The following is a 24479-nucleotide window of genomic DNA, read 5'->3' as shown; positions in this document are numbered from 1 at the left end:
TCCAAATGAACAGGTATGCGTCAAACGACGGCAGCCCAGGTTTGACCTGACCGTCTGCTCCGCCTAGGAACGGCGCGAGCCTTCCAGACCCGGACCGGACCATGCCTCCCCGCCATCCCGACGCCATCATCCCCCCGCCCGAAGAAGTCGTGGTTTCGACCAAACGCGTCGCGTGCGACGGCGGCGGCGGCGCACTGGGCCATCCGCTGGTCTATATGGACATGGGCGAGGACGACTTCATCGAGTGCGGCTATTGCGACCGCCGCTTTGTCCTGTCGGCCCATCCGCACGACGAGAGCGAATATCTGAGCCCGGCCGCCCGCGCGCCCGAGGCCCACTGAGCCCCTTATCGGGCTTCGTCACCTCAGTTGAATCGCGATCACGCCCGGTCCTGTCTATAGAGGGCGCTGAATTGCGCCCTCCCCGGCACGGAGACTGAACCCTTGCGTTATCTGCACACCATGGTCCGCGTGAAGGACCTCGACGCCTCGCTGCATTTCTATTGCGACCTGCTGGGCCTGCAGGAGGTGCGCCGCACCGAGCATGAGGCGGGACGTTTCAGCCTGATCTTCCTGGCCGCGCCCAAGAATCTGGAGCAGTCGGCGGCGGAACGCTGCCCTGAGCTGGAGCTGACCTTCAACTGGGATGCGGAAGACTATCCGGGCGGCCGCAACTTCGGCCACCTGGCCTATAAGGTCGACGACATCTATGCCGCCTGCCAGCGTCTGGCCGACGGCGGGGTGACCATCAACCGCCCGCCGCGCGACGGCCATATGGCCTTCGTCCGTTCGCCGGACGGCATCTCCATCGAACTGCTGCAGGAAGGCGAGCCGCTGACCCCCGCCGAGCCCTGGGCCTCCATGCCGAACACAGGCGTCTGGTGAGAATGCGGACGGCGCTGACGCTGACTGCGGCGGCCGTGACCCTGGCCGCCTGCGCCTCTACGACCGAGAGCAACATCGGCCGCACGGCCACCGAGCAGCTGCTGCTGGCCCGCGCCTCCGACCATGCCGTCGAGGGGCTGTCGCTTCCTTTGCCCGCAGCCTCCGCCGTCTTTGTCGATGACGCCTATTTCCAGGGCGAAGGCAGCCGCTACGCCGTCAGCGCCATTCGCGCCGCCCTGTCCGACGCCGGTTTCCGCATGGCGCGCACCAAGGATGAAGCGGATGCGGTGTTCGAAATCCGGGCGGGCGCCCTGTCGCTGGAGCAGATGCGCCGCGTCTTCGGCCTGCCCGACATGCGCATCCCGATCAATGAGAGCCTGAATGTCGTCTCCCTGCCGGAGCTGTCGGCTTACAGCTATCGCGACCGGGTCGGCGTCGCCGAGTTTTCCGGCTTCCTCTACGAGGCCAAGACGGGGGCCCCGTTGGGCGCAGTCCTGCCCATGATCGGCGCCTATCGCATCCGCAGCCACAAGGCCTTCATGGTGGTGTCGTGGGGGCAGCAGCAGGCCGTGCCGGGGCAACGTGATCCGGGATCCAGCTGGAAGGAATTCTAGCGGCTGACGCGGAGGCTCCAGCCGCCTATGTTCCGGCCATGACTGACGCCGCCGCTCCCGAGACTGACATCCCCCAAGCACGGGCCATGACCCAGGACGGGCCCCCGCTGCGGCTGTGGATGATCGACGCCTCGGCCTATATCTTCCGCGCCTATCACGCCCTGCCGCCGCTGACGCGCAAGTCCGACGGCCTGCCGGTGGGCGCGGTCCAGGGCTACTGCAACATGTTGTGGAAGCTGCTGAAAGACATGAAGGGCGCGGACGGCCCGACCCATCTGGTCGCCATCTTCGACCACTCGGAAAAGACGTTCCGCAACACTCTGTATGATCAATACAAAGCCCATCGCCCGCCGCCGCCCGAAGACCTGATCCCGCAGTTCCCGCTGGTGCGTGAGGCGACGGCGGCGTTCGGCGTTCACTGTGTCGAACTGCCCGGCTATGAGGCCGACGACCTGATCGCCACCTATGCCTGCAAGGCGCGCGATGCAGGCGGCGAAGCGGTGATCGTGTCGTCCGACAAGGACCTGATGCAGCTGATCGGCGGCGGCGTGGTCATGTGGGACCCGATGAAGGACCGGCGTCTGGCCGAGCCCGAGGTGTTCGAGAAGTTCGGCGTCGGTCCTGAGAAGATGGTCGATCTTCAGGCGCTGATCGGCGACAGCGTCGACAATGTGCCCGGCGCTCCGGGCATCGGTCCCAAGACGGCTGCCCAGTTGCTGGATGAATACGGCGATCTGGACACCCTTCTGGCGCGGGCGGGCGAGATCAGACAGCCGAAACGTCGCGAGACCCTGATCAATTTCGCCGACCAGATCCGCCTATCGCGCGAACTGGTCCGCCTGACCTGCGATGCGCCTGCGCCTGAGGCGATCGACGATTTCGCCGTGCGCGATCCCGATCCCGCGACCCTGTCGGCCTTCCTGGAGATGATGGAGTTCCGCTCGCTGCAGCGCCGGGTCGGCGACGGCAAGGCGGGCCCCAGCGAGGTCTCGGCCTTCGCCCCCAAGCGCGCGCCGAACCTGAGCGCGCCGGTCGCCACCCCCCGCTACGGCCAGGAGGCCGCCGCGCCGACCGAAGTCCAGAGCTTCGACCACGACGCCTATGAATGCGTCCAGACCGAGGAGGCGTTGGACCGCTGGATTGCGCGGGCGGTCGAGGTAGGGGTGGTCGGGTTCGACACCGAGACGGACGCCCTGTCGGCGACCCATGCGGGCCTGTGCGGCGTGTCTCTGGCGGTGGGTCCGAACGAGGCCTGCTACATCCCCCTGACCCACGAACACGAGCCGCAGGCCAATGAAGGCGGTCTGTTCGGCGAACCGGGCGAGGCGCGCCAGCCGATCCATCAACTGGACAAGCCGACGACCCTGGCCAAGCTGAAGACGCTGCTGGAAGATCCTTCGGTCCTGAAGGTTCTGCAGAACGCCAAATACGACATCGCCGTGATGGCGCGTCGGGGCATCCGCGTGGCGCCCTATGACGACACCATGTTGATCTCCTATGTGCTGGAGGGCGGGCTGCACGGCCACGGCATGGACGAACTGGCGCGGCTGCACCTGGGCCACGAACCGATCCCGTTCAAATCGGTGGCGGGCGCGGGCAAGAGCCAGAAATCCTTCAAGCACGTCGGGCTGAAACCGGCGACCGGCTATGCCGCCGAGGACGCGGACGTGACCCTGCGCCTGTGGCGCATCCTGAAGCCGCGCCTGGCCCGCGAAGGCCTGTCGACGGTCTATGAGACGCTGGAGCGCGGGATGCCGACCGTGCTGGCGGACATGGAGCTGAACGGCGTCCGCATCGATCCCGACCGTTTGAAACGCCTGTCCAGCGAGTTCGGCCTGCGCATGGCCGAGTTGGAGGCTCAGGCCCATGAGATCGCCGGGCGGCCCTTCAACATCGGATCGCCCCGCCAGATCGGCGAAATCCTGTTCGGCGAACTGAACCTGCCGGGCGGCAAGAAGACCGCGTCCGGCCAGTGGGGCACCGACGCCAGCGTGCTGGAGGAGCTGGCGCTGACGCACGACCTGCCGCGCGCCATTCTGGACTGGCGCCAGCTGTCAAAGCTGAAGGGCACCTACACCGACGCCCTGATCGCCGCCGCCGATCCAGCGACGGACCGGGTTCACACCAGCTATCAACTGGCCGCCGCCTCGACCGGGCGGCTGGCCTCGTCAGACCCGAACCTGCAGAATATCCCGATCCGCACCGAGACGGGGCGCGAAATCCGTCAGGCCTTCCTCGCCGCGCCCGGCCATGTGCTGATCAGCGCCGACTACAGCCAGATCGAGCTGCGTCTCTTGGCCCATATCGGCGACATCCCTGAGCTGAAACGCGCCTTCAAGGCCGGGCTGGATATTCACGCCGCCACCGCCTCCGAGATGTTCGGCGTGCCGATCGAGGGCATGCCGTCCGAGACGCGCCGCCGCGCCAAGGCCATCAACTTCGGCATCGTCTATGGCATTTCCGCCTTTGGACTGGCGGCCCAGCTGGGCATCGATCAGGGCGAGGCCGGGGCCTATATCAAGACCTATTTCGAACGCTTCCCCGGCATTCGCGGATATATGGACAAGACCAAGGCCGAGGTCCGCGAGGCGGGTTTCGTCTCCACCGTCTTCGGTCGCCGCATCCATATTCCGGCCATCCACTCCAAGTCGGGCGCAGAGCGTCAGTTCGGCGAACGTGCGGCCATCAACGCCCCCATCCAGGGGGCGGCTGCGGACATCATCCGCCGCGCCATGATCCGCATGCCGGGCGCCCTGGCCGACGCCGGTCTGCAGACGCGCATGTTGCTGCAGGTCCACGACGAACTGGTGTTCGAGGCCCCGGAAGCTGAGGCCGAGCGCGCCATCGTGATCATCAAACGGATCATGGAGAAAGCCTCTGATCCGGCGGTCGTCCTGACCGTGCCGCTGGTGGTCGAGGCCCGCGCCGCCGCCAACTGGGATCAGGCCCACTGACGCCCGGAGCCGCCGAATGACCCTGCGCCAGCGCCATCTGTGGATCGCTATCGTCACCACCCTCGGGGTCTGGGGCCTGTATGGCTGGCGGCTGGTCGAACACATCCGGCTGGGTGATCTGGCCCGGTCGGGGTTTGCGGGCAAGATGGGCGGACTGTTCCTGCTGGGGGTGGTGCTGATCGTCGTGACCGAAGGCGTGCTGACCCTGATCGCGCGGCTTCTGCCTCATCCCGACACGCGCGAAGGCGCTGCGGAACGCAAGGCCACCCTTCAGGCCAGCCATATCTCGTTGATGGCCCTGATCGGCCTGGTCACCTTGACGGCGGCGGTCCTGTTCGTTCTGGGCTGGATCGGTCAGCCGGTCCTGTCGCGCCTGATGACGGCCGTGACGCCCGCCAATCTGCTGGTTCTGATCGCAAACGGGCTGATGGCCTGCATCGTCGTGTCCGAGCTGATCCGTTTCTCCATGACCCTCGCCCTGCTGCGGGCGAGGCGTTAGATCACCGTCAAAGAGGAAACATCGCCATGGCCGACGCCTATTCCAACCTGCTGATCGAACGCCACCAAGACGGCTATGCGGTGGTGACCCTGAACCGGCCCGAGGCCCTCAACGCCCTGAATTCGGCCCTGTTCAAGGATCTGGCGGACTTCCTCGACAGCGTCGAACATGACGACAGCGTGCGCTGTCTGATCCTGACCGGATCGGGCGAAAAGGCCTTCGCCGCCGGCGCCGACATCAAGGAGATGGCGGACCAGACCTATGCCCAGATGTATGCAGGCAATTTCTTCGCGCTGGGCCATGACCGGATCACGCGTTTCAGGAAGCCGATCATCGCCGCCGTCAACGGCTTCGCCCTGGGCGGGGGGTGCGAACTGGCCATGCTGTGTGACTTCATCATCGCCAGCGACAAGGCCAAGTTCGGTCAGCCGGAGATCAATCTGGGCGTGGCGCCCGGCATCGGCGGCTCGCAGCGCCTGACCCGTCTGGTGGGCAAGTCCAAGGCCATGGACATGGTCCTGACCGCCCGGATGATGGACGCCGCCGAGGCTGAGCGTGCCGGCCTGGCCTCGCGCGTCTTCCCGCATGACACCCTGCTGGACGAGGTCCGCAAGATCGCCGCCAAGATCGCCGCCCAAAGTCCGCTGGCCGTCATGGCCAACAAGGAGATGGTCAACGCCGCGCTGGAGACGACTCTGACGCAAGGGGTCCAGTTCGAGCGCCGCCTGTTCCACTCCCTGTTCGCGTTTGAGGACCAGAAGGAAGGCATGGCCGCCTTCGTCGAAAAGCGGAAACCCGAATTCAAAGGGCGTTGATCGGTCAACCGATCGCCGTCTTCCGGCGTTAGGGACGGGTCATGATCCGTCTCTTCGCCGTCCTGTTTGCGTCCCTGTTCCTGGTTCTGCCCGCCGCAGCCTGCGCCCAGACCGTGCCGGGCATTCCGTTCACGCCGTCCGCGCCGCCTGTTTTCCAGTCGAACCGGATCATCGTCGAGACGCGGGGAGCCGGGCCGGACATCATTTTCATTCCGGGGCTTGGCTCGACAGCGGACGCCTGGCGCTCCACGGCGGCCCAGCTTCAGGGGCGCTACCGGGTCCATCTGATCACCCTGCGCGGGTTCGGTCAGACCAACATCGGCGGCAATGACAGCGGCGGCCTGGCCGGGCCTGCCGCCTCTGAAATCGAACGTTTCATCCGTACACAGAAGATCGAGCGCCCAGCCGTCATCGGTCACTCGCTGGGCGGCCAGATCGCGATCCGCGTCGCCGCCGACATGGGCGACCGGATCGGGCGTGTGATGGTGGTGGATTCCGCGCCCTTCTTCCCGGCCCTGGTCGATTCCCGCGTCACGTCAGACCAGATCGAGCCGATGGCGCGCCTGGGCTATCAGGCGCTGATGCTGTTCGGCGATCAGGCGCTGAAGTCCCAGGTGGCCAATCTGGGCGGCGATCTGGGGCTGGCCGGAGACATGGTGTTCGGCGGTCTGGGTCTCCAGGGCGGCGACCGGCGCGTGTTGGCCCAGGGCCTATACGAAGCCCTGACCGTCGATCTGCGCCTTCGCCTGCGTCAGGTCACGGCGCCGATGACGGTGGTCTATGGCTGGACGCCAGACACCAACAGCCCCCGCAACCGCCTGGAAGGTCTGTACCGCTACGGCTTCAGCAACCTGCCCCGACCCGCCCGTTTCGAGCGGATCGAAGGCGCCGACCATCAGGTGATGATCGACCAACCCGCCCGGTTCCAGGAAGCGGTCGAGCGGTTTTTGAGCTGATCTAGCGGGCGGCCAAGCCCGCAATCCAGGCGCGCAAAGCTGCGTCATCGGTCATGTCGCCTTCAAACAGGCGATCGGGCCGCTGTGGTTCATTGTTGCCGCGCGCCCGGCCGCGATAGACTTTCATCGGCAGGGCGATCTGCGCCAGACCGCTGGGCAGAACCGGATTGCGGATGTCCATATAGACGGTGTCGGCGGTGGTCTCGCGTCCAACCTGAACAGCGCCAGCGGCCTTCCATAGGTCGACAGCGTCCAGACAGGCCGAGCCGCAGCTTGAATCGGTCAGGACATAGGCCGGACCTGCCATCAATTGGGGCGCGGGTGCGGGGGGCGTGACCGGGGCGCCGGTGTCATCGTTTGCATCGCGCCAATAGACTTGGCCTTCCGCTTGCGCCGCCTTCATGCCTGTCACCACTCTTTCGGCCCAGGCGATCATCTGCGGCTGGCCGTTTGCGGCGCGCAGCTGGTCGAGAAAGTCTGATATCTGGGCCAGATTGCCGTCCGAGGCGCGCCACTCGACAGCCTCAATCGCCGGTTCCGAGTGGGCGGCCATCCAGTCGTCCCCCCACAGAATCTGCGCCATCAGTTCGCTCCAGTGCGAGGAGCCGCCGCCGTTGCCGCGCACGTCAAGCACCACATAAGGGGCCGCGCGCAAGGACGCCTGCCGGACCTGCATTTCTTCGATCAGGGCGGTCAGCTTGGCGTAGGTTTCGCCCGAAGGATCGCCGTTGAAGGAGGGCGTCGAAATCCACAAACCGCCGTCGTCCAGGGTGGTGATGCCGAAGTCGAGTGCTCTGCTCTGAATCAATCGGGTGCGGCGCGCCCCCAGATCATCTGGCGTGGCGCGCCAGTTCAGGCTGTAGGTCTTGGTCGCCCCGTCGGTCTCGAACCGGCAATGGCGCATTTCGCTGATCCACGGGTTTTGGGCGTTGAGGAACATCCAGTCGCCGAAAAGGACGTGCTGCGCTTCCAGGAACCAGCGGCCGCGGAACTGACCGATGCGTTGTTCAGCCAGGGCTTCTGCAGCCACGCCGTCGCAGTCGATCAGCCGGGCGCCCAGCGGCGGGGTCGCGGAATCGGCCTCGTCCCGGTCGGCGACCACCTGATCGGCGTCGCGATAGATCGTTAGAAAGCCGGGCCAGCGGGTGGCGAAGCCGTAGCCCGGCTGCGTCACATTGATGCCGACGTGACCGTCTTCAAAACTGGCGACATAGGCGCGCAGCGCCCACCACCAGCCGCCTGCGTCAGTCGTCGTCTTGGCGCGTTCGAGGGCGAGCTCCAGCCCCCGGTCGAGCCGAGGGCGGAAGGCGGGGTTCAGCGGGTCATGCGTCCCTGGATGGCTGTCCACCATGATGTCGTGAAGGCCCGTTGCGTCCTGGACCAGGGTCGCCGACCAGTCGCGGGGCTGGTCCATCGGCTTGGGTGTTTCAACTGTGGCGGCCTCGGGCTGGCTTTGGTTCTGAGCCTGAACCGCGCTTGTCATCGCCAAGCAGGCTGCGCCCGCCGCCAGAAATTGTTTCACGTTTAGTCCCCTCACTCGTCTCAAATCAAACTAGCAGCGCAACTGAGCCTCGCCAGTTAAGCTTTGGTCATGGATGCCCGTCATCCGAGGGCGGCCAGCGTCTCCAGCACGCCCTTGCCGTAGCGATCCAGTTTCGACTGGCCGACGCCGGGCAGGGCGCCCAGGCTGGCCATGTCGCCGGGCTCGGCGTGGGCGATCTCCAACAGGGTCTTGTCCTGGAAGATGACATAGGGCGGGACGTGCTGTTCAGCTGCGCGGTCGCGGCGCCAGGCGCGCAGGGCCTCGAACCGGGCGCGGACGTCGGCGTCCATCGTCTCCAGCGCGGCGTTGCGGCCTTCGCCCGTGCGGTCGCGGCGACGCGGGGCGATCTCGGCGCGAAGGGGCGCGCGGCGGACCTCGACCTGGCGTTCCGACTTATAGACGGCGCGCACGGCCTCGGCGTCGCCCAGACCCACCAGCGGCTTGCCGTCGTTGGGATCCTCGACCAGCAGGCCGTCGAACAGCAGATGGTCGACAATCTCGCGCCATGAGGTCAGCGAGATCTCACGCCCGATGCCCCAGGTGGACAGCTGTTGCTCCCACGGCTGCACGTCCTTGGTGCGGCCCGTCAGGTGATCGACGACGCGGTTGCGCCCGAACCGTCCGCCCAGCCGCTGCACCGCCGCCAACGCCTTCTGGGCCGGGACCGTGGCGTCATAAAGCTGGGGCGGGTCGCCGCAGATGTCGCAGACGCCGCACGGCGCTGCGTCCTGTTCTCCGAAATAGCGGCGCACGGCCTGCGGGCGGCAGACGCCGCCGTCCAGCATGGCGAACAGCTGGCGCGTCTTTCGGACCTGGACCTGTTTGATCTCTTCGGCCATCGGGCGGCTGTCGAGGCGTCGCAGCGACCAGGCGATGTCGGACGGGCCATACAGGGTGATGCCCTCGGCCGGTTCGCCGTCACGGCCCGCGCGTCCGATCTCCTGCCAGTAGGCTTCCAGAGAACCGGGCGGATCGGCGTGGATGACGAAGCGGACGTCGGCCTTATCCACGCCCATGCCGAAGGCGATGGTGGCGACCATGACCGCGCCGTCCTCGGCCAGGAACCGCTCCAGACGCTTGTCGCGTTCGCGCGTGTCCATGCCGGCGTGATAGGCGATGGCGTTGGTTCCGGCGTCGCGCAGCGCCTGGGCGACGCGGTCGCAGCCGTCGCGGCTGCCGCAATAGACCACGCCCGACTTGCCGCGCCGTTCGCGGACCAGTTCGATGACGCGGGCGTCGGTCTTGGCGCGCGACGCATTCTCCTTGCGCTCGGCCGACAGTTGCAGGTTCGGGCGGGCGAAACTGTCGACGAAGACCCGGGCCTCCTCCAGCCGCAGCGAGCGCAGGATGTCGTCGCGGGTGCGGGCGTCGGCGGTGGCGGTGACGGCGATGCGCGGCACGTCGGGGAACCGCTCGGCCAGCAGGCCCAGATTGCGGTAATCCGGGCGGAAGTCGTGGCCCCATTGGCTGACGCAGTGAGCTTCGTCGATGGCGATCAGGCTGAGGGGCAGTTCCGACAGCCGGTCCAGCATGGCGCCCGCCGCCAGACCTTCGGGCGAGACATACAGAAGGTCCAGTTCGCCCGAGCGGGCCGCGCGCCAGATGGCCGAACGCTCATCCAGCGACACGCCGGAATCCAGACGGGCGGCGGCGACGCCCTGCTGTTTCAGCGCCTCGACCTGATCGGTCATCAGGGCGATCAGCGGCGACACCACCAGACCCAGGCCGGGGCGCAGAATGGCGGGGATCTGATAGCAGACGCTCTTGCCGCCGCCGGTCGGCAGGACCGCCAGCACATCTCGCCCGGCCAGAATTTCCGTCACCACCTGACCCTGCAGCCCCCGGAAGTCGCCGTGGCCCCAGACGCGGGCCAGCAGGGCGCGCGCGTCTTCCAGCGTCTGGCTCTCGGCATAGGTGGGCAGGGTCTGCGTGGCGGTCATCCTTCAGGCGTGCTCTGTTTGTTCCAGCAGCGACATACGCCCGACCGTTTGCACAGCCGGGCGTCGCGACGCCGATCAGGCGAGAATCTCAGTGGGCGGGCGAGGCGGCGAACTGACCGCCGACGCGGTATTTCCACAGATAGGTCGGCGCGGTGGATTCCATGCCGGTCGTGTGGGTGACGCCCAGATCGGCCAGGGTGGCGGCGTTCGGTGAGACGACGTTGTCGTGCTCCAGCATCAGCACCTGATCGCGCGTCAGCGGCGGGGTCACGCCCAGAACGCCGACCAGAGACAGCAGCGAGCCCAGCGGCTTGGCCACGAAGAAGGGCAGGGGCGCCAGCAGGCGATTGCGGCCCGTCTCGCGACGCACCAGCTCCAGAATTTCGCGGAAGCTGTAGGTCGACGGTCCGCCCAGCTCAAAGGTCTTGCCAACCGCGTCGCCGCGGATGACGCCGCGGGCGATGGCCTCGGCGACATCGCCGACATAGACGGGCTGGAACTTCGTCTCGCCGCCGCCGATCAGCGGCAGGACGGGCGAGAAGGTCGCCAGGGCCGCAAAACGGTTCAGGAAGCCGTCGCCCGCGCCGAACACCAGCGACGGACGCAGGATCACCGCATCGGGATAGACGGCGCGGACCTCGGCCTCGGCCTGGGCCTTGGAGCGACCATAGGCGGAGGCGCTATTGGCGTCGGCGCCGATGGCGGAGATCTGGACCAGGCGTTTGACGCCCGCAGCCTTGGCGGCCTCGGCGATGGTCTTGGCGGCCTCGACATGGACGGCCTTGAAGGCGCGCTTGCCGCCGCCTTCGTGCAGGACGCCGACCATATTGACCACGGCGTCGGAGCCGCGCACGGCGGCGGCCACATCAGCAGCATTGGTGACGTCGCAACGCAGGAACTGAATCTGGCCGGGATCGCCCAGCGGCTGGATCTCGATGGCCAGGACGGGGTTGCGCACGGCGATGCGGATGCGCCAGCCGCGACGGGCCAGGGCGCGCACGGCCTGCGACCCGATGAAGCCCGATCCTCCGAAGAGGGTCACGACGCCGGGGGCGAGGTCAGCCATGAGAAATCTCCAGTCGAAATCAGTGTCGGCGGGATAGACGATAGGCCGCCGCGCCGCAACGCACATCCGCCCCTCCATCCAGCGACGAAGGGGCGGATGCGTTGGTCAGGGGCGGCCGACCAGAGCGTCGACCGAACCGGCCGTCACCGGGTGATACAGCGGCCGCGCCTCGGCGTAGATGCGACGCGCCTGGGCGCGGCCCCAGTCGCCCTCGTTCCATAGCGTCTGGAACAGGGGCAGGACGAACTTGCGGCGCCCTTGGCTGGTCAGGAATTTCTCGGCCGTGACGACCGAGGGCTGATAACGGTGGGCCAGGGCGATCTGCAGCCAGGCGAAGATCAGTTCGCTGTTGCCCTCATTGGCCAGGTTCAGGGTCGACTGCAGGTCGCCCAGCTGCGCATCGGTCAGCCAGTCGGCGTTGGCCGCCAGACCTTGCGGACGCCAGCTGAGGAAACGCTGGCGCTGCTGGGTGTTCCAGCCTGACCACGGGATCGCCGAGGCCGGGCCCTTGTTCTGGAAGAAGGCGACGGCGGCGACATCCACCGGCTCGAACGCATGGGACACGGGGGCTACGGCATTGGACGGCAGGCCGGGCTGATAGACCCATTCGTCCAGCTTCAAGGCGGTTTCCAGACGGGCGTCGCCCTTCACCAGATGGGCGCGGATGTCGTCCAGGAACATGGCCGTGGTCATCGGGCGATAGGCGTTGCGGTCGAAATAGCCCCGCATCCAGGCATCGAACTTCTCACGCCCCGCGATGCCCTCGATGGTGCGCAGGAAGGCGGCGCCCTTGTCATAGGCGATGGTGTTCATGCCGTCGTCGGGGTCGCGGCCCGTCAGGTTGAGATGCAGTTTGGTGTCGTCGGCGGGCAGGCTCTTCAGCTCGTCCTGCAGACCGTCCCAGGCCAGGACCTGCTCCTGAACCGCCAGGTCATGACCATAGACGGACTCCATGATCCGGTTCTCGAAATAGGAGGTGAAGCCCTCGTTCAGCCAGAAGTCGTTCCAGGTGGCGTTGGTGACCAGATTGCCCGACCAGGAGTGCGCCAGTTCGTGCGCGACCAGCGACACCAGCGACCGGTCCCCGGCGATGATGGTCGGGGTGGCGAAGGTCAGCTTGGGGTTCTCCATGCCGCCGAACGGGAAGCTGGGCGGCAGGACCAGCAGGTCGTACCGGCCCCAGCGATAAGGGCCGTAGAGCTTCTCGGCGGCGGTGACCATGGCGGCGGTCGGCTCCAGCTCCCACTGGGCGGCGGCCAGGCGGCTGGGCTCGGTCCAGACGCCGGTGCGGTTGTCGAAGGGCGCAAAGGCCAGCTCCCCGACGCCCAGGGCGATCAGATAGGGCGGGATCGGATTGTTCATCCGGAAGCGCCAGGTCTTCTGGCCGTTAGGCGCCGCTTCGCCCTCAGGCGTCAGGTGGTCGGCGCTCATCACCACCGTCAGGTCGGCGGGGGCGGTGATGCGGGCGGAATAGGTCTGGCGGATGCCGGGGCTGTCCTGGGTCGGCACCCAGGTGCGGGTCAGGATCGCCTGACCCTGGCTGAACAGATAGGGTTTCTGCCCGCCCGCCGTCTGGGCCGGGGTCAGCCATTGCAGGGCGGCGGCGTCAGGGCGGGTCGAATAGCGGACGATGATCTTGCGGCGCCCGTCGCCCTCGGCGGCCGGGAAATGAACCGTCAGGGGCTGGCCCTTGATGGCGTCGTCGGGGCCGATGTCGAAGCGCAGAGGCTGGCCCGCCGCATCGCTGACCGACTGGATGTCGAGGTTGCGGATGTCCAAGATCACTTCGCCGGCGTTCGGCGCCGTCAGCAGGTCCAGGGTCGCCGTGCCGGACAGGGTTTTGGCCTGGAAGTTCGCCGTCAGGTCCAGCGCCACATCGACGACGCGGGCGATCTCGGGGCGGCCATAGGTGTGGCTGTCGACAGCCTGCGGGCCGGGCGCGGGGGCGATGGCGGGCGGCGTCATGGAAGCCCCTCCGGTCGTGGTGGAGCAGGCGCTCACGCCCAGCGCGGCGGCGAGGGCGAGGGCGGAGACGAGACCGAAGGCTTTGCGCTTCATCGAGACTTTCCGGGTTCTGACCAGAGGATTGGCCGGAGAACGCGCGGAAACGGCGAAAAGATCAAGTCTTGGGTCGTCGCATCCTTCACGGCCCCTGGGTCAGGCGCCGGGCAGAGGCTTGGCGTGATGGGCCTGGAACAGCCGCCCCCGCTCGGCATACAGGACGCAGGCCAGGGCGATCAGGCCCATGGCCGTGAAGCCGACCGCCATAGGCGTCACCGTGCCATTGAACTGCTGGCCGATGGCGAAGCCCAGCAGGGAGCCGATGATGGTGGAGATGAAGCCCTGGATCGAGGCGGCGGTGCCTGCGATATGGCCCATGGTCTCCATGGCCATGGCTCCGAAATTGCCCGCGATCATGCCGAAACAGAACATAGTCAGGGTCTGAAGAATGGCGAAGGTCCAGATGGATTCATGCCCCGTCAGGGTCACCAGCGCATGGATGCCCGCAATGGAGGTGAAGCCGATCAGGGCCGTGTGCGAAATCTTTCGCGACCCCAGGCTGACGACCAGACGGGCATTCAACAAGGAGGCTGCGGCGATCCCGCCCGCGATCAGGGCGAAGACGGCGGGGAAGATGGCCTCGGCATGGAAGACGTCGGCGAAGATCTGCTGCGATGAGTTGATGAAGCCGAACAGGGCGCCGGTGACGGCCGTCATGGCCAGGGTGTAGCCCATGGCGGTGCGGTCGGTCAGGGCGGTCTTGTAGGCGGAAACCAGACGGCTGAACTGGATGGGCAGACGATCCTCCGGCTTCTGGGTCTCGGGCAGGCGCAGCGACGCCCAGACGATCAGGCTCACCCCAACCAGCCCCAGACCGCCGAAGATCCAGCGCCACGGCCCGACCAGCATGATCAACTGACCGATGGAAGGCGCCAGGATCGGCACGCCCAGGAAGACCAGGAAGCTGAAGGACATGACGCGGGCCATGGTGCGGCCTTCATAGCGGTCGCGCACGATGGAGACGGCCAGAACGCGGGTGCAGGCGCTGCCCAGTCCCTGGCCGATGCGGGCCAGGATCAGCATGTCGAAGGTGGGCGCCATGGTCGCCAGCAGGCTGAACACCACATAGATGCCGACCCCGATCAGCAGCACAGGCTTGCGTCCGAAACGGTCCGCCAGCGGTCCATAGATCAGTTGCGCCCCGCCAAACCCCAGCAGATAGGCGGTGACCACCCACTGGCGGTCATTGTCGTTCACCAGACCCAGGTCTTCGGCGATGTGCGGCAGGGCCGGCAGCATGGCGTCGATGGCCAGGGCGTTCAGCGCCATCATCAGGGCGACGATGCAGACGAACTCGACGAAGCCGAGCTCCTTCTTCGGGGCGGATGACGCGGGGGAAGCGGACATGGGGCTCCAGATGCGCCGCCAAGCCTCGATGCGCAACCGCACAGCCATGACAAGTTGCTGCAACGCAACGAAATCGAGCTTGAACGCGTGGCGCCTCGCCATTGTCATGAAGCTTCGCTAGAGGAAGTCATGACAGAACAAATGACAGCACAGGCGGCGCTGGACCGCCTCGAAACCCTCTACACCCAATCCGTGACCAACCTGCGCGACGCCGTGCGGGATTTCGTCAACACCGGCGAGCGGCCCGATCCGCTGAAACGCGCCGAAGGGGTGTTCGCCTATCCCGAACTTCGCATCCGCTGGGACGGGGATCGCCCCCAGGACCTGGCGCCGCGCGCCTATGCCCGGCTGTCGCGCCAGGGCAGCTATTCGACCACTGTCACGCGGCCGGACCTGTTCCGCCCCTATCTGACCGAGCAGCTGGGCCTGCTTGAGGAAGAATACGGCGCGACCTTCGAGGTCGAGGTCTCGCGTCAGGAAATCCCCTTCCCCTATGTGACCGACGGTCTGGAAGTGGCGCTGGACCGGTCGATGACGGCGGCGCTGGCGCGCTGGTTCCCGACGACGGACCTGGCCCATATCGGCGACGAAATCGCCGATGGCCTGTTCGAGCCGGGCGGCGACTTCCCCCTGTCGCATTTCGACGGCCTGCGGACCGACTTCTCTCTGGCGCGGCTGAAGCACTACACCGGCACGCCGGTCGACGATGTTCAGTCCTATGTCCTGTTCACCAACTATAATCGCTACGTCGATGAGTTCGTGCGCTGGGCCATCGAGCAGCTGCAGACGCCGGGTTCGCCCTACGAAACCCTGTCCTGCGCGGGCGGCATCGTCATCACGCGCGACACGCCCAACCCAGAGGCGGCGATCAGCGACACGGCCTGGAAGAAGCACCAGATGCCGGCCTATCACCTGACGGCGCCGGGCAATCAGGGCGTGACCCTGGTCAACATCGGCGTCGGCCCGTCCAACGCCAAGACCATCACCGACCACCTGGCGGTCGTACGTCCCCATGTGTGGCTGATGATCGGTCACTGCGGCGGCCTGCGCGCCAGCCAGACCATCGGCGACTATGTGCTGGCCCACGCCTATCTGCGTGACGACCATGTGCTGGACGCGGTTCTGCCGCCGGACATCCCCATCCCCTCGATCGCCGAGGTCCAGCGCGCCCTGTACGACGCCACCAAGTCGGTCAGCGGCATGCCGGGCGACGAGGTCAAGCTGCGCCTGCGCACCGGCACCGTCGTCACCACCGACGACCGGAACTGGGAGCTGCGCTATTCCAAGTCGGCGCTGCGTTTCAACCAGAGCCGCGCCGTCGCCATCGACATGGAAAGCGCCACCATCGCCGCCCAGGGTTACCGCTTCCGCGTGCCCTACGGAACGCTGCTGTGCGTGTCGGACAAGCCGCTGCACGGAGAGATCAAGCTGCCGGGCCAGGCCAATCGCTTCTACGAAGGCTCGATCTCCGAACACCTTCAGATCGGCATTCAGGCCGTGGACCTGCTGCGCAACGAAGGCCCGCGCCTGCATTCCCGCAAGCTGCGCGCGTTCGACGAGCCGCCGTTCCGTTAAGCCTTCATCCGCCCGGTCCGTGAGCTGCGGATCGGGCGGATATGATCGCTATAAAAAGAACTTTACAAAATAAAGCAAATGACTGATCCTGAGCTCATCAGGTTCAGGAGGACGCCCCATGGCGCGCGACAATCAGGCTATTCAGGACGACATCGCCTATATGCGGGCGCTGGCGCACGAGGGACGGCACGCCCCGCTGCTGGCAGGGCCGATACTGGTCGCGGCCGCCATCATTTTCGGGATAGCCAGCCTGGGCCAATGGGTCATGCAGGCAGGCTTGGTCGAGGCGGGGCCATGGGCGCCCTTGTGGCTTTGGGTCGGCGCGGGCGTGGTCTTCACAGCCGTCCTGACCGTATTGATCGGACGCATCAAGGCCCGGCCCGGCGCCCACTCCTCGGCCAATCGCGCCGTGGGCGCCGCTTGGTCCGGCGTAGGATATGGCATATTCGCCACCTGGCTGGCCCTGGCCGCCCTGTCAGTGAAGACCGGCAACTGGTCGTGGATGGCGGTCATGCCGACGGTGGTGCTGGTCGCCTATGGCTCGGCCTGGATGATCGGCGCTGCGATGACCCGCACCCGCTGGATGGGCTGGACTGCCCTGCTGGCCTATGTCGGCGGCGTCGCTGTAGCCTGGTTCATCGACAGTCCGGCCATCTATCTGGTTTTCACGGTCGTTCTGATCGCAGTGGCCCTGATCCCGGGCCTGATCCTGATGCGCCAGGAACCGGCTGAGGTCATCTGATGGCGGACGACTTCGACATCAGCCGCATCGACGAGGTCATTCACGGTCGCATCCGACTGGGCATCATGGCCTTCCTGTCGGGCGCAGAGACGGCGGATTTCACCAGCCTGAAGGCCCGGCTGCAGACCACGGACGGCAATCTGTCCGTCCATCTGCGCAAACTGGAAGAGGCGGGCTTCGTCAGGGTCGACAAGAGCTTCAAGGGGCGCAAACCCCTGACGGAAGCCAGTCTGACGGAAACCGGGCGCGCCGCCTTCGTCGCCTATCTGGATGCAATGTCGCAACTGCTGCCAGAACGATGAAGACACGCTAGAAGGCCTGTCTATGAGCAGCCGCCTTCTGACCTTCGACGCCATCGACAACTTCCGCGACTATGGCGATTACGCCGTTGGAGCCGGGCTGCGTCTGCGGCCCGGTCTTCTGCTGCGCTCGGCCCACCATGCCCGGGCCAGCGATGCGGATCTGGAGCGGGTGAAGACCTTGAACATCGGCACGGTGGTCGACCTGCGCCGGGCGGGCGAACGCCGCGACCAGCCCTCGCGCAGGCCCGAAGGTTTCGACGCCCAGGTGATCGCCGGAACGGTCGATGACGGCATGGAGGCGCCGCACATCACTTTTCTCAAGACCGAAGACCTGACGCCGGAATCGGGGCGGCGGTTCATGGAGCGCACCTATCGCCGCCTGCCGTTCGACGTGTCGCATCGGGATGTGTTCAGCCGCTATTTCCGCGCCCTGGCCGAGACGGATCGGCCCGTGTTGATCCATTGCGCGGCGGGCAAGGATCGCACCGGTTTTCTGGCCGCTCTGACGCATCATCTGTTGGGGGTTTCGCGCGACGACCTGATCGAAGACTTCCTGCTGACCAACGCCGCTGTCGATCTGGACCGACGCGCCCCGTCCGTCGCCCGCCAACTGGAGAAGATGACCGGCCGTGTCGCCTCGCATGAGGCGGTGGTCGCCTTCCTGGGGGTGGAGCCGGACTATCTGGACGCCGCCTTCGCCGAAATCGCCAAGCGCAACGGCTCGCTGGACGCCTATCTGGAACAGGTGCTGGGCGTGGATGCGGCCCTGCGCGACCGGATCACGGCGCGTCTGTCGGCGTGAGCCAGGGACTGAACCACGTCGCCACCCGCAGCCACCCATGGGTGGAGCCTCTGCATGTCGTCGCCGGACTGGGCGGCGGCGATGGTGTTCTGGCCCTGTTGTCGGATGGCGGGCCGGGCGGGCGGTGGTCCCATGTCGGGGCTGAGCCGGACCGCATGTCCGTCGGCTCGGTCAATGAGGCGGCCCCGTTCGAAGCCTTGCGCGATCCGACCTTTGGTCCCGGAACGGTCGGCCTGGCCGCCTATGATGCAGGCGCGCGTCCGGCGACGGGGCGGCGGGAGGCGGTCTGGCCTGATTTGATGCTGGCCCGTTATCCGGCGCTGCTGAGCTTTGATCATCATGAGCGATCCGTCCACATCATCGGCCGGGGCGTGACGCAAGCGGATGCCGAAGCCGCCGCCGTTCGTGCGGAAGACTGGCTGGGCGGCGCGAGGCGGCCCCACGCCCGCCCTGCTCCCGCTGAAACCTTCGAGGCGGAGGTATCGGAAGGCGGCTATCAAGATGCGGTCGCCGATGTCGTGTCTCGCATCGCGGCGGGCGAACTGTTTCAGGCCAATATCGCCCGCGCATGGTCCGGCGTTCTGAAGTCCGACGCCGATCCTTTCGACGTCTTCCTGCGCCTGCAGCAGGGGCGGGCGTCACCGTTCGGGGCCTATTGGCGGATCGAGGGTCGGGCCTTGGCGTCGAACTCCCCCGAGTTGTTCCTAGCCTTCGACGCCGCGACGGGCCGCATCGAGGCCCGTCCGATCAAGGGCACGCGCCCCCGCGCCGCCGACCCCGTTCAGGACGCCGCCCAGGCCGCCGATCTTTTGGCCAGCGCCAAGGACCGGGCCGAAAACCTGATGATCGTCGACCTGATGCGCAATGATCTGGCCCGCGCGTCACTGCCCGGTTCGGTGCGTGTCGAAACCCTGTTCGCGGTCGAGAGCCACCCCACGGTCCATCATCTGGTTTCGACGGTGACGGCGCGCGCTGCGCCGGGTGTCACCCCTGCCGATCTGCTGGAGGCGACCTTCCCGCCAGGCTCCATTACGGGTGCGCCGAAGCATCAGGCGATGAAGCTGATCGCCCAGCACGAACCGCCGCGCGGCCCCTGGTGCGGTTCGCTGTTTCTGATCGAAGCGAACGGCGGCCTGACCGCCTCGGTCCTGATCCGCACGGCCTCGTTCGAACTTACCGACAGCGGCTGGCGTTACCGCACCCTGGCCGGAGCTGGGATCGTGGCAGACAGCGATCCTGAGGCCGAATGCGCCGAAACCGACGCCAAGATATCCGCCCTGCGGGACGCCCTGATCTCGACCCGCGACTAGGTGCAGGCGCGTATGCAATCCACCGTGTTGGTGTTGCGTGGCTGAAGATAGGTCGTGTGCTTGAAGTTGGTGAGCGCCGGCATGACGTAGCCCAGGGGCGACCTATAGGCGTAGTAGGCCTCGGTGATGATCACGGTCTGGCCCGGCGCGATCAAGTCGTCCGGCACAGAGGCTTCGCTGAGCGTCATTGGCGACATGCCGTCGCCCTTGCTCCAGTCCAACTGCAGTTTGGTGGCGGAGATACGTGTGACGCTGGTCACGCGCTGTTTCAGCGTCGTCACCGGGAAGGGCGCCATGATCTGACCGCCGATGCCGAAGACATTGGTGAAGCCTGCCTGATCCAGCGAACTGCTCTGGGTCACCAGATCGCCGACCATGGCGGCGACATGGTTGGTGCGCTTCATGGCCATATAGCCTTGGCACACCTCTGCCACGCCGACGTAGATCAGGATCATCACAGGCGCGAGGATGGCGAACTCCACCGCCGCGAGCCCCCTGGTGTCCCGCGCCAGCCTGCTGAGGATATTTCGACCCATCGTCATTTACAGGTTGCGCCGCCAGAGCCGGACTGGGTGAAGGGTTCGTTCTTGAACGCGGTCGTCGCCTGCAGCAGGGCGGTGCGCTGGTTGCCGACGCGGGCAATGGCCTGATCAAGGATGGGCGTGATCACCGGCTGGCGATACCAGACCCGAGCCAGAACCAGACTGCCGGGGCCGCCGCCATTATAACAGTCCTTCAGATCTTCAGGCTTGGAAGGCGCTGGAAGTTCGGTGTTGAACGAGCCGATGACGCGCACATCGACGGTCGCGCGCGTTTGGCAATCGCCAGACCAGACGCTCATGCGGCTGCAGACTTCCTCCTTGAAGCGTGCGGCGTCGAAACCCTGGGCGTCCGCCTGGCCGGTGCGGATCATCCGGCCGGTGTCCATGGTCGCGGCCTCCAGCACGGAATCCAGCACAAAGACCATGGCGAGCTCCATGATCGCGCCCAGAAGCAGAAAGAAGGGAGCGGCGACCAGCGCGAACTCCACCGCCGCAGTACCCTGCGTCGCCTTACTGAATCTGCGAGCGAAACCCATCGGACGAAGGGTCAAGGCGCAGTCGAACGGGCGGCGCCGCTGTCGCCTGCCGTGCGCACGCTGGGCGCGCAACTCGCGCCGCACGCCATTTCCGTCGCCTGGGCGCCGCGCCATACCCGGACAGAGCCGGTCGAACCTGCGGTGACGACGATGTCGCGCTGGAACAGGGTGCGTCCGATGGCGTCGACGGCGACAACCTGGGTAACGCCATAACCCTTGCCCGTGATGAACAGGGTGTTGGCGTCCACGACCGTGACGTCGGCGATCTGCGGATTGCCGACGATCACCGAAGCCGCGCCTCCGGTCAGACGGACGCGGGTGGAACGGTCGATCTCCACATTCATCGTGCTCGCCTGCGCCCAGGACATGGACGGAGTCGTGACGGCGGCGAGGGCGAGAACGAGGCCGAGGGCGGCGGAAGTCCGGGACATGGTGATGCCTGATAAACGGCGCGCACGCGCGTGGTGACGCGCAAGATGCGTCAGTATTTCTCAACAAAGACTGAAGCGGCGAAAACAGAGATCTTGGATATTTTTTTCAAGTAAATATCGGAGTAACCAAACCTCATGACGCGGCTTTAACTCGCGTCGGGCATTTTGATCCTGCGTTTGGGGGTCAAGCGGGCATCCGGCTCCCCCCGCCAAGTTGCTCGCTGATCTATTTGAAAGGGATCCAAAATGACCAAGTTTGTTTCGCGTTTCGTTAAAGACGAGTCCGGCGCCACCGCCATCGAATACGGCCTGATCGCCGCCCTGATCGCCGTCGTCATCATCGGCGCCGTGACCACTCTGGGCACCAAGCTGTCGTCCACTTTCGCTGCTGTGTCGGACAAGCTGGTCGCTGCAAAGTAATAATCAAACGCCTTTTACGCAGAACGGAAGGCCGGAGCGACATCGCTCCGGCCTTTTGCTTTTCGACTTGAGAAACGCGGCCTTAATGTCTTTTGAATAGAGTGCCGTTCATGGACGCCGCCATTTTCATCGCTCTGGGCATCATGCCCGCTCTCGTCATCGTCGGAGGTCTGCACGATCTCTTGACCATGAAGATCCCGAATTGGATTTCATTGGCTCTGGTCATGCTGTTCTTTCCTGCTGCGCTTCTGGCAGGTCTCAGTCCGGCGGCCTTGGCGATCCACGTCGGCGTTGGCTTGGCCGCCCTGTTCGCGGGAATGGGTATGTTCGCCCTGCGCTGGATCGGCGGCGGCGACGCCAAGCTGATGGCTGCGACGTGTCTATGGCTCGGCCTGTCCGGGTCGGGCATGTTCCTGTTGTGGACCGGCGTGGTCGGCGGTGCATTCTGTCTTTTCCTGATGATGGCGCGCCAACATCTTCAAATGGTCACACCCTTTGCGCCCGGATGGGTCACGCGTCTGCTGGAGCCCAAGGGCGATATTCCTTATGGCGTGGCCATCGCCATCGGCGCGCTGCTGGCCTTCCCGGGCGCCGATCTGATGCAGGCGTTCGCGCTCACTCAATAACAGCGCACGTCCAAAGAGCGGCGGTCTTGAAGGTTTAGGGGCGCGTTAACCTACTCGCCTCATGATTGTTAACGGCAGAGTGTTCTTGGACCGAATCCTGGTTCCACTCCCCGCCGGAGACCGCCTGGATGAAGCCCGCTCGCATCGCCGTCATCTGCATCGCCGCCGTGGCCGCTATCGGCTTGGCCCTGGTCGTCCGGGCCATGGGCTCCTCTTCCAGCGCGCCTGCAACGCCTGCGGCCGCCGCCGACACCCAGCCCAAGGCGCGGGTTCTGGTCGCCGCACATGATCTGGCGCCCGGCAAGAAGCTGACGGAGGCTGATCTCGACTGGAAGGAAATGCCGGTCGCAGAGGTCAATCCGCTCTACATCACCGACGGCGCCACGCCCGTTCCGGCCAAGCCGGTCGAGGCCGACGCCAAGGCCGAGCCCGCCAAACCCGCCGCAGGAACCGTCGAGGGCCAGCCCAGCGCCGTCGCCAAGGTGGCGCGCGCCGCCAACGACATCGCCACGGGCGGCGCCAAGGCCGACTATGTCGGTTCGGTCGTCCGTGAACCCATTCTGGCCGGAGAACCCATCGTGGCGCGCAAGATCGTCCGTGCGGGCGACAGCGGCTATATGGCCGCCTATCTGGAGCCCGGCATGCGGGCCATGGCCATCCGCGTCACGGTCGAGACGGCGGCAGGCGGCTTCATCCTGCCTGGCGACCGGGTTGATGTGGTCCTGACCCGTCAACTGGACAACAATAACAACGCGACCGAAGGCGGCGCCTCGGACCGCGCTAAACACGCCACGGGCACGGTGCTTGAGAACCTGAAGGTTCTGGCCGTCGACCAGACCACGCGCGCCGGAGACGATGAACAGTCCGTGGTCGGCGCGACCGCCACGCTGGAGGTCACGCCCAAGGACGCCGAACTTCTGGCCCTGGCCAAGGCGGAGGGCGAACTGTCGCTGGTTCTTCGTTCATACGCCGACACCGCCGGGCCGTCCGGCGCCGTTCGCGGCGCCCAGCGCGCGGCGGTCGCTGCGCGAAACACCTCCGTCCGCGTCTATCGCGGCGGCGCTCCCGAAGTGGTGACGATCCCGTGAGGCTCTCGATGAAACCTGCCACCGTCGTCGCCTGCGCCCTGCTGGCCGCGCTGGGGCCGATCGCTCCGGCCATGGCCCAGACACGCGCCGCCGTGTCGATGGGCGCCGCGCCGCAACTGATCAATCTGCCCCGCGGCACCTCATTCGCCGTGGACCTGCCCGCCGACGCCCGCGATGTGATCGTGTCCAATCCGCAGGTGGCCGAGGCCATGCTGCACTCGCCGCGCCGCATCACCATCATCGGTCTGGGCGCAGGCGAAACCGACGCCGTGTTCCTGGACGCCGCAGGACGCCAGATCCTGACGCTGCGGGTTCGGGTCGATGCAGGCACCGGCGCGCTGCAGGACACGCTGAACCGGCTGATCCCCGGCGGAACGGTTCGCGCGGAAGCCGTCAACGACAGCATCATCCTGACCGGCATGGTCGTCAGTCCGGCCCAGGCCGATCAGGCGCAGCGCATCGCCCGCGCCTTCGTCTCGGCGCCCGAAAAGGTGCTGAACATGGTCAGCGTCGCCGGTTCGGATCAGGTCACCGTCAAGGCCCGCGTCGTCGAGGTGCAACGCACCGCCGTCAAGCAACTGGGACTGGATGTTTCGGCGGTGTTGAACTCGGTCGGCGACGGTCTGTCCTTCGCCAACAGCGCCACCTTCGGCGTGAACGGCAGCATCCTGGGCGGCGGTTCTCTGGGCTATACGGACCAGAGCGGAGACGGCAATCGGCTGAGCACTCGTCTGCGCGCCTTTGAGCGGGCGGGCCTGCTGCGCACCCTGGCCGAACCGAACATCACCGCCGTCAGCGGCGAAAGCGGCGAGTTCCTGGCGGGCGGCGAATTCCCCATCCCGGTGAACCAGACGACCGACAACGGCAGCTCGCGCATCGGCATCGAGTTCAAACCCTATGGGGTGCGTCTGGCGGTGCGGCCGATCGTTCAGTCGGAAGGCCGCATCACGCTGCAGTTGTCGACCGAGGTGTCGGAACTGACCAGTGAAGGCGCCTTCACTATGAACCCGTCAGCGGAAAACTCGCTGGTGATCCCGGCGCTAAGCGTCCGTCGCGCCAACTCCACTGTCGAACTGCCCAGCGGCGGATCGTTGATGATCGCGGGACTGCTTCGGGAATCGACGCGTCAGAACATCGATAAGGTGCCTGCGCTGGGCGACGTGCCGGTGCTCGGCTCTCTGTTCCGTTCGCGCGACTATGTGTCGGGTCAGACGGAACTGGTCATCATCCTGGAAGCCTATGTGGTGTCGCCGACGGCGCCGGGGCGGCTGCAGACGCCAGCGGACGGGCTGCATATCGCCAGCGACGCTCAGAGCATTCTGTTCGGCCAGTTGAGCCAACGTTACGGCAGCCCCGAACCGTCCTCCAATCCTGCGGGCAGCGGCTGGCAGGGCCCCGTGGGCTATGTGATCGAATGAGGCGCGTC

General features: G+C 66.3%; 24 protein-coding genes. 16 read left to right on the top strand and 8 right to left on the bottom strand.

Annotated elements, in window-relative coordinates:
* Positions 1–101: 101 nt before the first annotated feature.
* The 7 genes from JKF87_RS09410 (at position 102) to JKF87_RS09380 (ending at position 6722) form a co-directional block, all read left to right on the top strand.
* Positions 102–341 (top strand): zinc-finger domain-containing protein, encoded by a 240-nt coding sequence (locus tag JKF87_RS09410; RefSeq protein ID WP_201099628.1) that lies wholly within the window; start codon positions 102–104, stop codon positions 339–341.
* Between the two features lie 102 nt (positions 342–443).
* Complete coding sequence (locus tag JKF87_RS09405) at positions 444–884, top strand: VOC family protein (RefSeq protein ID WP_201099627.1); 441 nt, start codon at positions 444–446, stop codon at positions 882–884.
* Positions 885–886: 2 nt separating this feature from the next.
* A complete protein-coding gene (locus JKF87_RS09400; RefSeq protein ID WP_201099626.1) occupies positions 887–1498 on the top strand; it encodes a DUF6655 family protein in 612 nt (203 codons plus the stop codon).
* 38 nt (positions 1499–1536) lie between these two features.
* Positions 1537–4452 carry a DNA polymerase I gene (gene polA, locus JKF87_RS09395; protein WP_201099625.1) on the top strand — a complete coding sequence of 972 codons (2916 nt, stop codon included), beginning with the start codon at positions 1537–1539 and terminating at the stop codon, positions 4450–4452.
* A 16-nt stretch (positions 4453–4468) separates the two neighbouring features.
* Positions 4469–4951, top strand: a complete 483-nt coding sequence (locus JKF87_RS09390) for a hypothetical protein (protein WP_201099624.1) — start codon at positions 4469–4471, stop codon at positions 4949–4951.
* Between the two features lie 26 nt (positions 4952–4977).
* A complete protein-coding gene (locus JKF87_RS09385; protein WP_201099623.1) occupies positions 4978–5766 on the top strand; it encodes an enoyl-CoA hydratase-related protein in 789 nt (262 codons plus the stop codon).
* Between the two features lie 41 nt (positions 5767–5807).
* Positions 5808–6722: an alpha/beta fold hydrolase gene (locus JKF87_RS09380; protein WP_201099622.1), complete on the top strand. Its 915-nt coding sequence runs from the start codon at positions 5808–5810 to the stop codon at positions 6720–6722.
* A 1-nt stretch (position 6723) separates the two neighbouring features.
* On the opposite strand, the gene JKF87_RS09375 is transcribed toward JKF87_RS09380, so the two are convergent.
* From JKF87_RS09375 to JKF87_RS09355, 5 genes are all read right to left on the bottom strand, one after another.
* Entirely contained in the window at positions 6724–8244 is a 1521-nt protein-coding gene (locus tag JKF87_RS09375; protein WP_201099621.1) for a S41 family peptidase, read from the bottom strand.
* Between the two features lie 80 nt (positions 8245–8324).
* A complete protein-coding gene (gene recQ / locus JKF87_RS09370) occupies positions 8325–10205 on the bottom strand; it encodes a DNA helicase RecQ (RefSeq protein WP_201099620.1) in 1881 nt (626 codons plus the stop codon).
* 88 nt (positions 10206–10293) lie between these two features.
* Positions 10294–11271: a complex I NDUFA9 subunit family protein gene (locus JKF87_RS09365; RefSeq protein WP_201099619.1), complete on the bottom strand. Its 978-nt coding sequence runs from the start codon at positions 11269–11271 to the stop codon at positions 10294–10296.
* A gap of 105 nt (positions 11272–11376) precedes the next feature.
* The gene (locus JKF87_RS09360; RefSeq protein WP_201099618.1) at positions 11377–13329 is read right to left on the bottom strand and encodes a M1 family metallopeptidase; all 1953 of its coding nucleotides are present in this window, start codon (positions 13327–13329) and stop codon (positions 11377–11379) included.
* 99 nt (positions 13330–13428) lie between these two features.
* The gene (locus JKF87_RS09355) at positions 13429–14679 is read right to left on the bottom strand and encodes a multidrug effflux MFS transporter (RefSeq protein WP_201099617.1); all 1251 of its coding nucleotides are present in this window, start codon (positions 14677–14679) and stop codon (positions 13429–13431) included.
* A 129-nt stretch (positions 14680–14808) separates the two neighbouring features.
* Here JKF87_RS09355 and JKF87_RS09350 point away from each other — a divergent pair, with 129 nt between their 5' ends.
* From JKF87_RS09350 to JKF87_RS09330, 5 genes are all read left to right on the top strand, one after another.
* Positions 14809–16254: an AMP nucleosidase gene (locus JKF87_RS09350; protein ID WP_201099616.1), complete on the top strand. Its 1446-nt coding sequence runs from the start codon at positions 14809–14811 to the stop codon at positions 16252–16254.
* Positions 16255–16372: 118 nt separating this feature from the next.
* Positions 16373–16996, top strand: coding sequence for a hypothetical protein (locus JKF87_RS09345; protein WP_201099615.1), 624 nt, complete (start codon positions 16373–16375; stop codon positions 16994–16996).
* Entirely contained in the window at positions 16996–17298 is a 303-nt protein-coding gene (locus JKF87_RS09340) for a winged helix-turn-helix domain-containing protein (protein ID WP_201099614.1), read from the top strand. Before JKF87_RS09345 ends, JKF87_RS09340 begins: the two co-directional genes overlap by 1 nt.
* A 22-nt stretch (positions 17299–17320) precedes the next feature.
* Positions 17321–18100, top strand: coding sequence for a tyrosine-protein phosphatase (locus tag JKF87_RS09335; RefSeq protein WP_201099613.1), 780 nt, complete (start codon positions 17321–17323; stop codon positions 18098–18100).
* Positions 18097–19410 (top strand): anthranilate synthase component I family protein, encoded by a 1314-nt coding sequence (locus tag JKF87_RS09330; RefSeq protein WP_307417790.1) that lies wholly within the window; start codon positions 18097–18099, stop codon positions 19408–19410. The genes JKF87_RS09335 and JKF87_RS09330 overlap by 4 nt, the downstream gene beginning before the upstream one ends.
* Here the strand turns inward: JKF87_RS09330 and JKF87_RS09325 are convergent.
* Genes JKF87_RS09325 through JKF87_RS09315 form a run of 3 tightly spaced genes read right to left on the bottom strand, consistent with a single transcriptional unit; the run spans position 19407 to position 20919 of the window.
* The gene (locus JKF87_RS09325; RefSeq protein WP_201099612.1) at positions 19407–19946 is read right to left on the bottom strand and encodes a TadE/TadG family type IV pilus assembly protein; all 540 of its coding nucleotides are present in this window, start codon (positions 19944–19946) and stop codon (positions 19407–19409) included. The genes JKF87_RS09330 and JKF87_RS09325 overlap by 4 nt on opposite strands.
* Before the next feature lie 2 nt (positions 19947–19948).
* Positions 19949–20440 carry a TadE/TadG family type IV pilus assembly protein gene (locus JKF87_RS09320; protein ID WP_307417792.1) on the bottom strand — a complete coding sequence of 164 codons (492 nt, stop codon included), beginning with the start codon at positions 20438–20440 and terminating at the stop codon, positions 19949–19951.
* Between the two features lie 59 nt (positions 20441–20499).
* Complete coding sequence (locus JKF87_RS09315) at positions 20500–20919, bottom strand: pilus assembly protein N-terminal domain-containing protein (RefSeq protein WP_201099611.1); 420 nt, start codon at positions 20917–20919, stop codon at positions 20500–20502.
* Between the two features lie 246 nt (positions 20920–21165).
* Here JKF87_RS09315 and JKF87_RS09310 point away from each other — a divergent pair, with 246 nt between their 5' ends.
* From JKF87_RS09310 to JKF87_RS09295, 4 genes are all read left to right on the top strand, one after another.
* Complete coding sequence (locus JKF87_RS09310) at positions 21166–21339, top strand: Flp family type IVb pilin (RefSeq protein ID WP_201099610.1); 174 nt, start codon at positions 21166–21168, stop codon at positions 21337–21339.
* Positions 21340–21449: 110 nt separating this feature from the next.
* Entirely contained in the window at positions 21450–21965 is a 516-nt protein-coding gene (locus JKF87_RS09305; RefSeq protein WP_201099609.1) for an A24 family peptidase, read from the top strand.
* Between the two features lie 128 nt (positions 21966–22093).
* Positions 22094–23053, top strand: coding sequence for a Flp pilus assembly protein CpaB (gene cpaB / locus JKF87_RS09300; protein WP_201099608.1), 960 nt, complete (start codon positions 22094–22096; stop codon positions 23051–23053).
* Positions 23054–23061: 8 nt separating this feature from the next.
* On the top strand, positions 23062–24471 hold the full coding sequence (locus tag JKF87_RS09295) for a type II and III secretion system protein family protein (protein WP_201099607.1): 1410 nt from the start codon (positions 23062–23064) through the stop codon (positions 24469–24471).
* Positions 24472–24479 lie beyond the last annotated feature (8 nt).

Origin of the sequence: Brevundimonas nasdae, assembly GCF_016654005.1 — a bacterium.
GTDB lineage: Bacteria > Pseudomonadota > Alphaproteobacteria > Caulobacterales > Caulobacteraceae > Brevundimonas > Brevundimonas nasdae.
The sequence above is the reverse complement of the archived record's forward strand: the minus strand, read 5'-3'. Positions and strand labels throughout refer to the sequence as shown.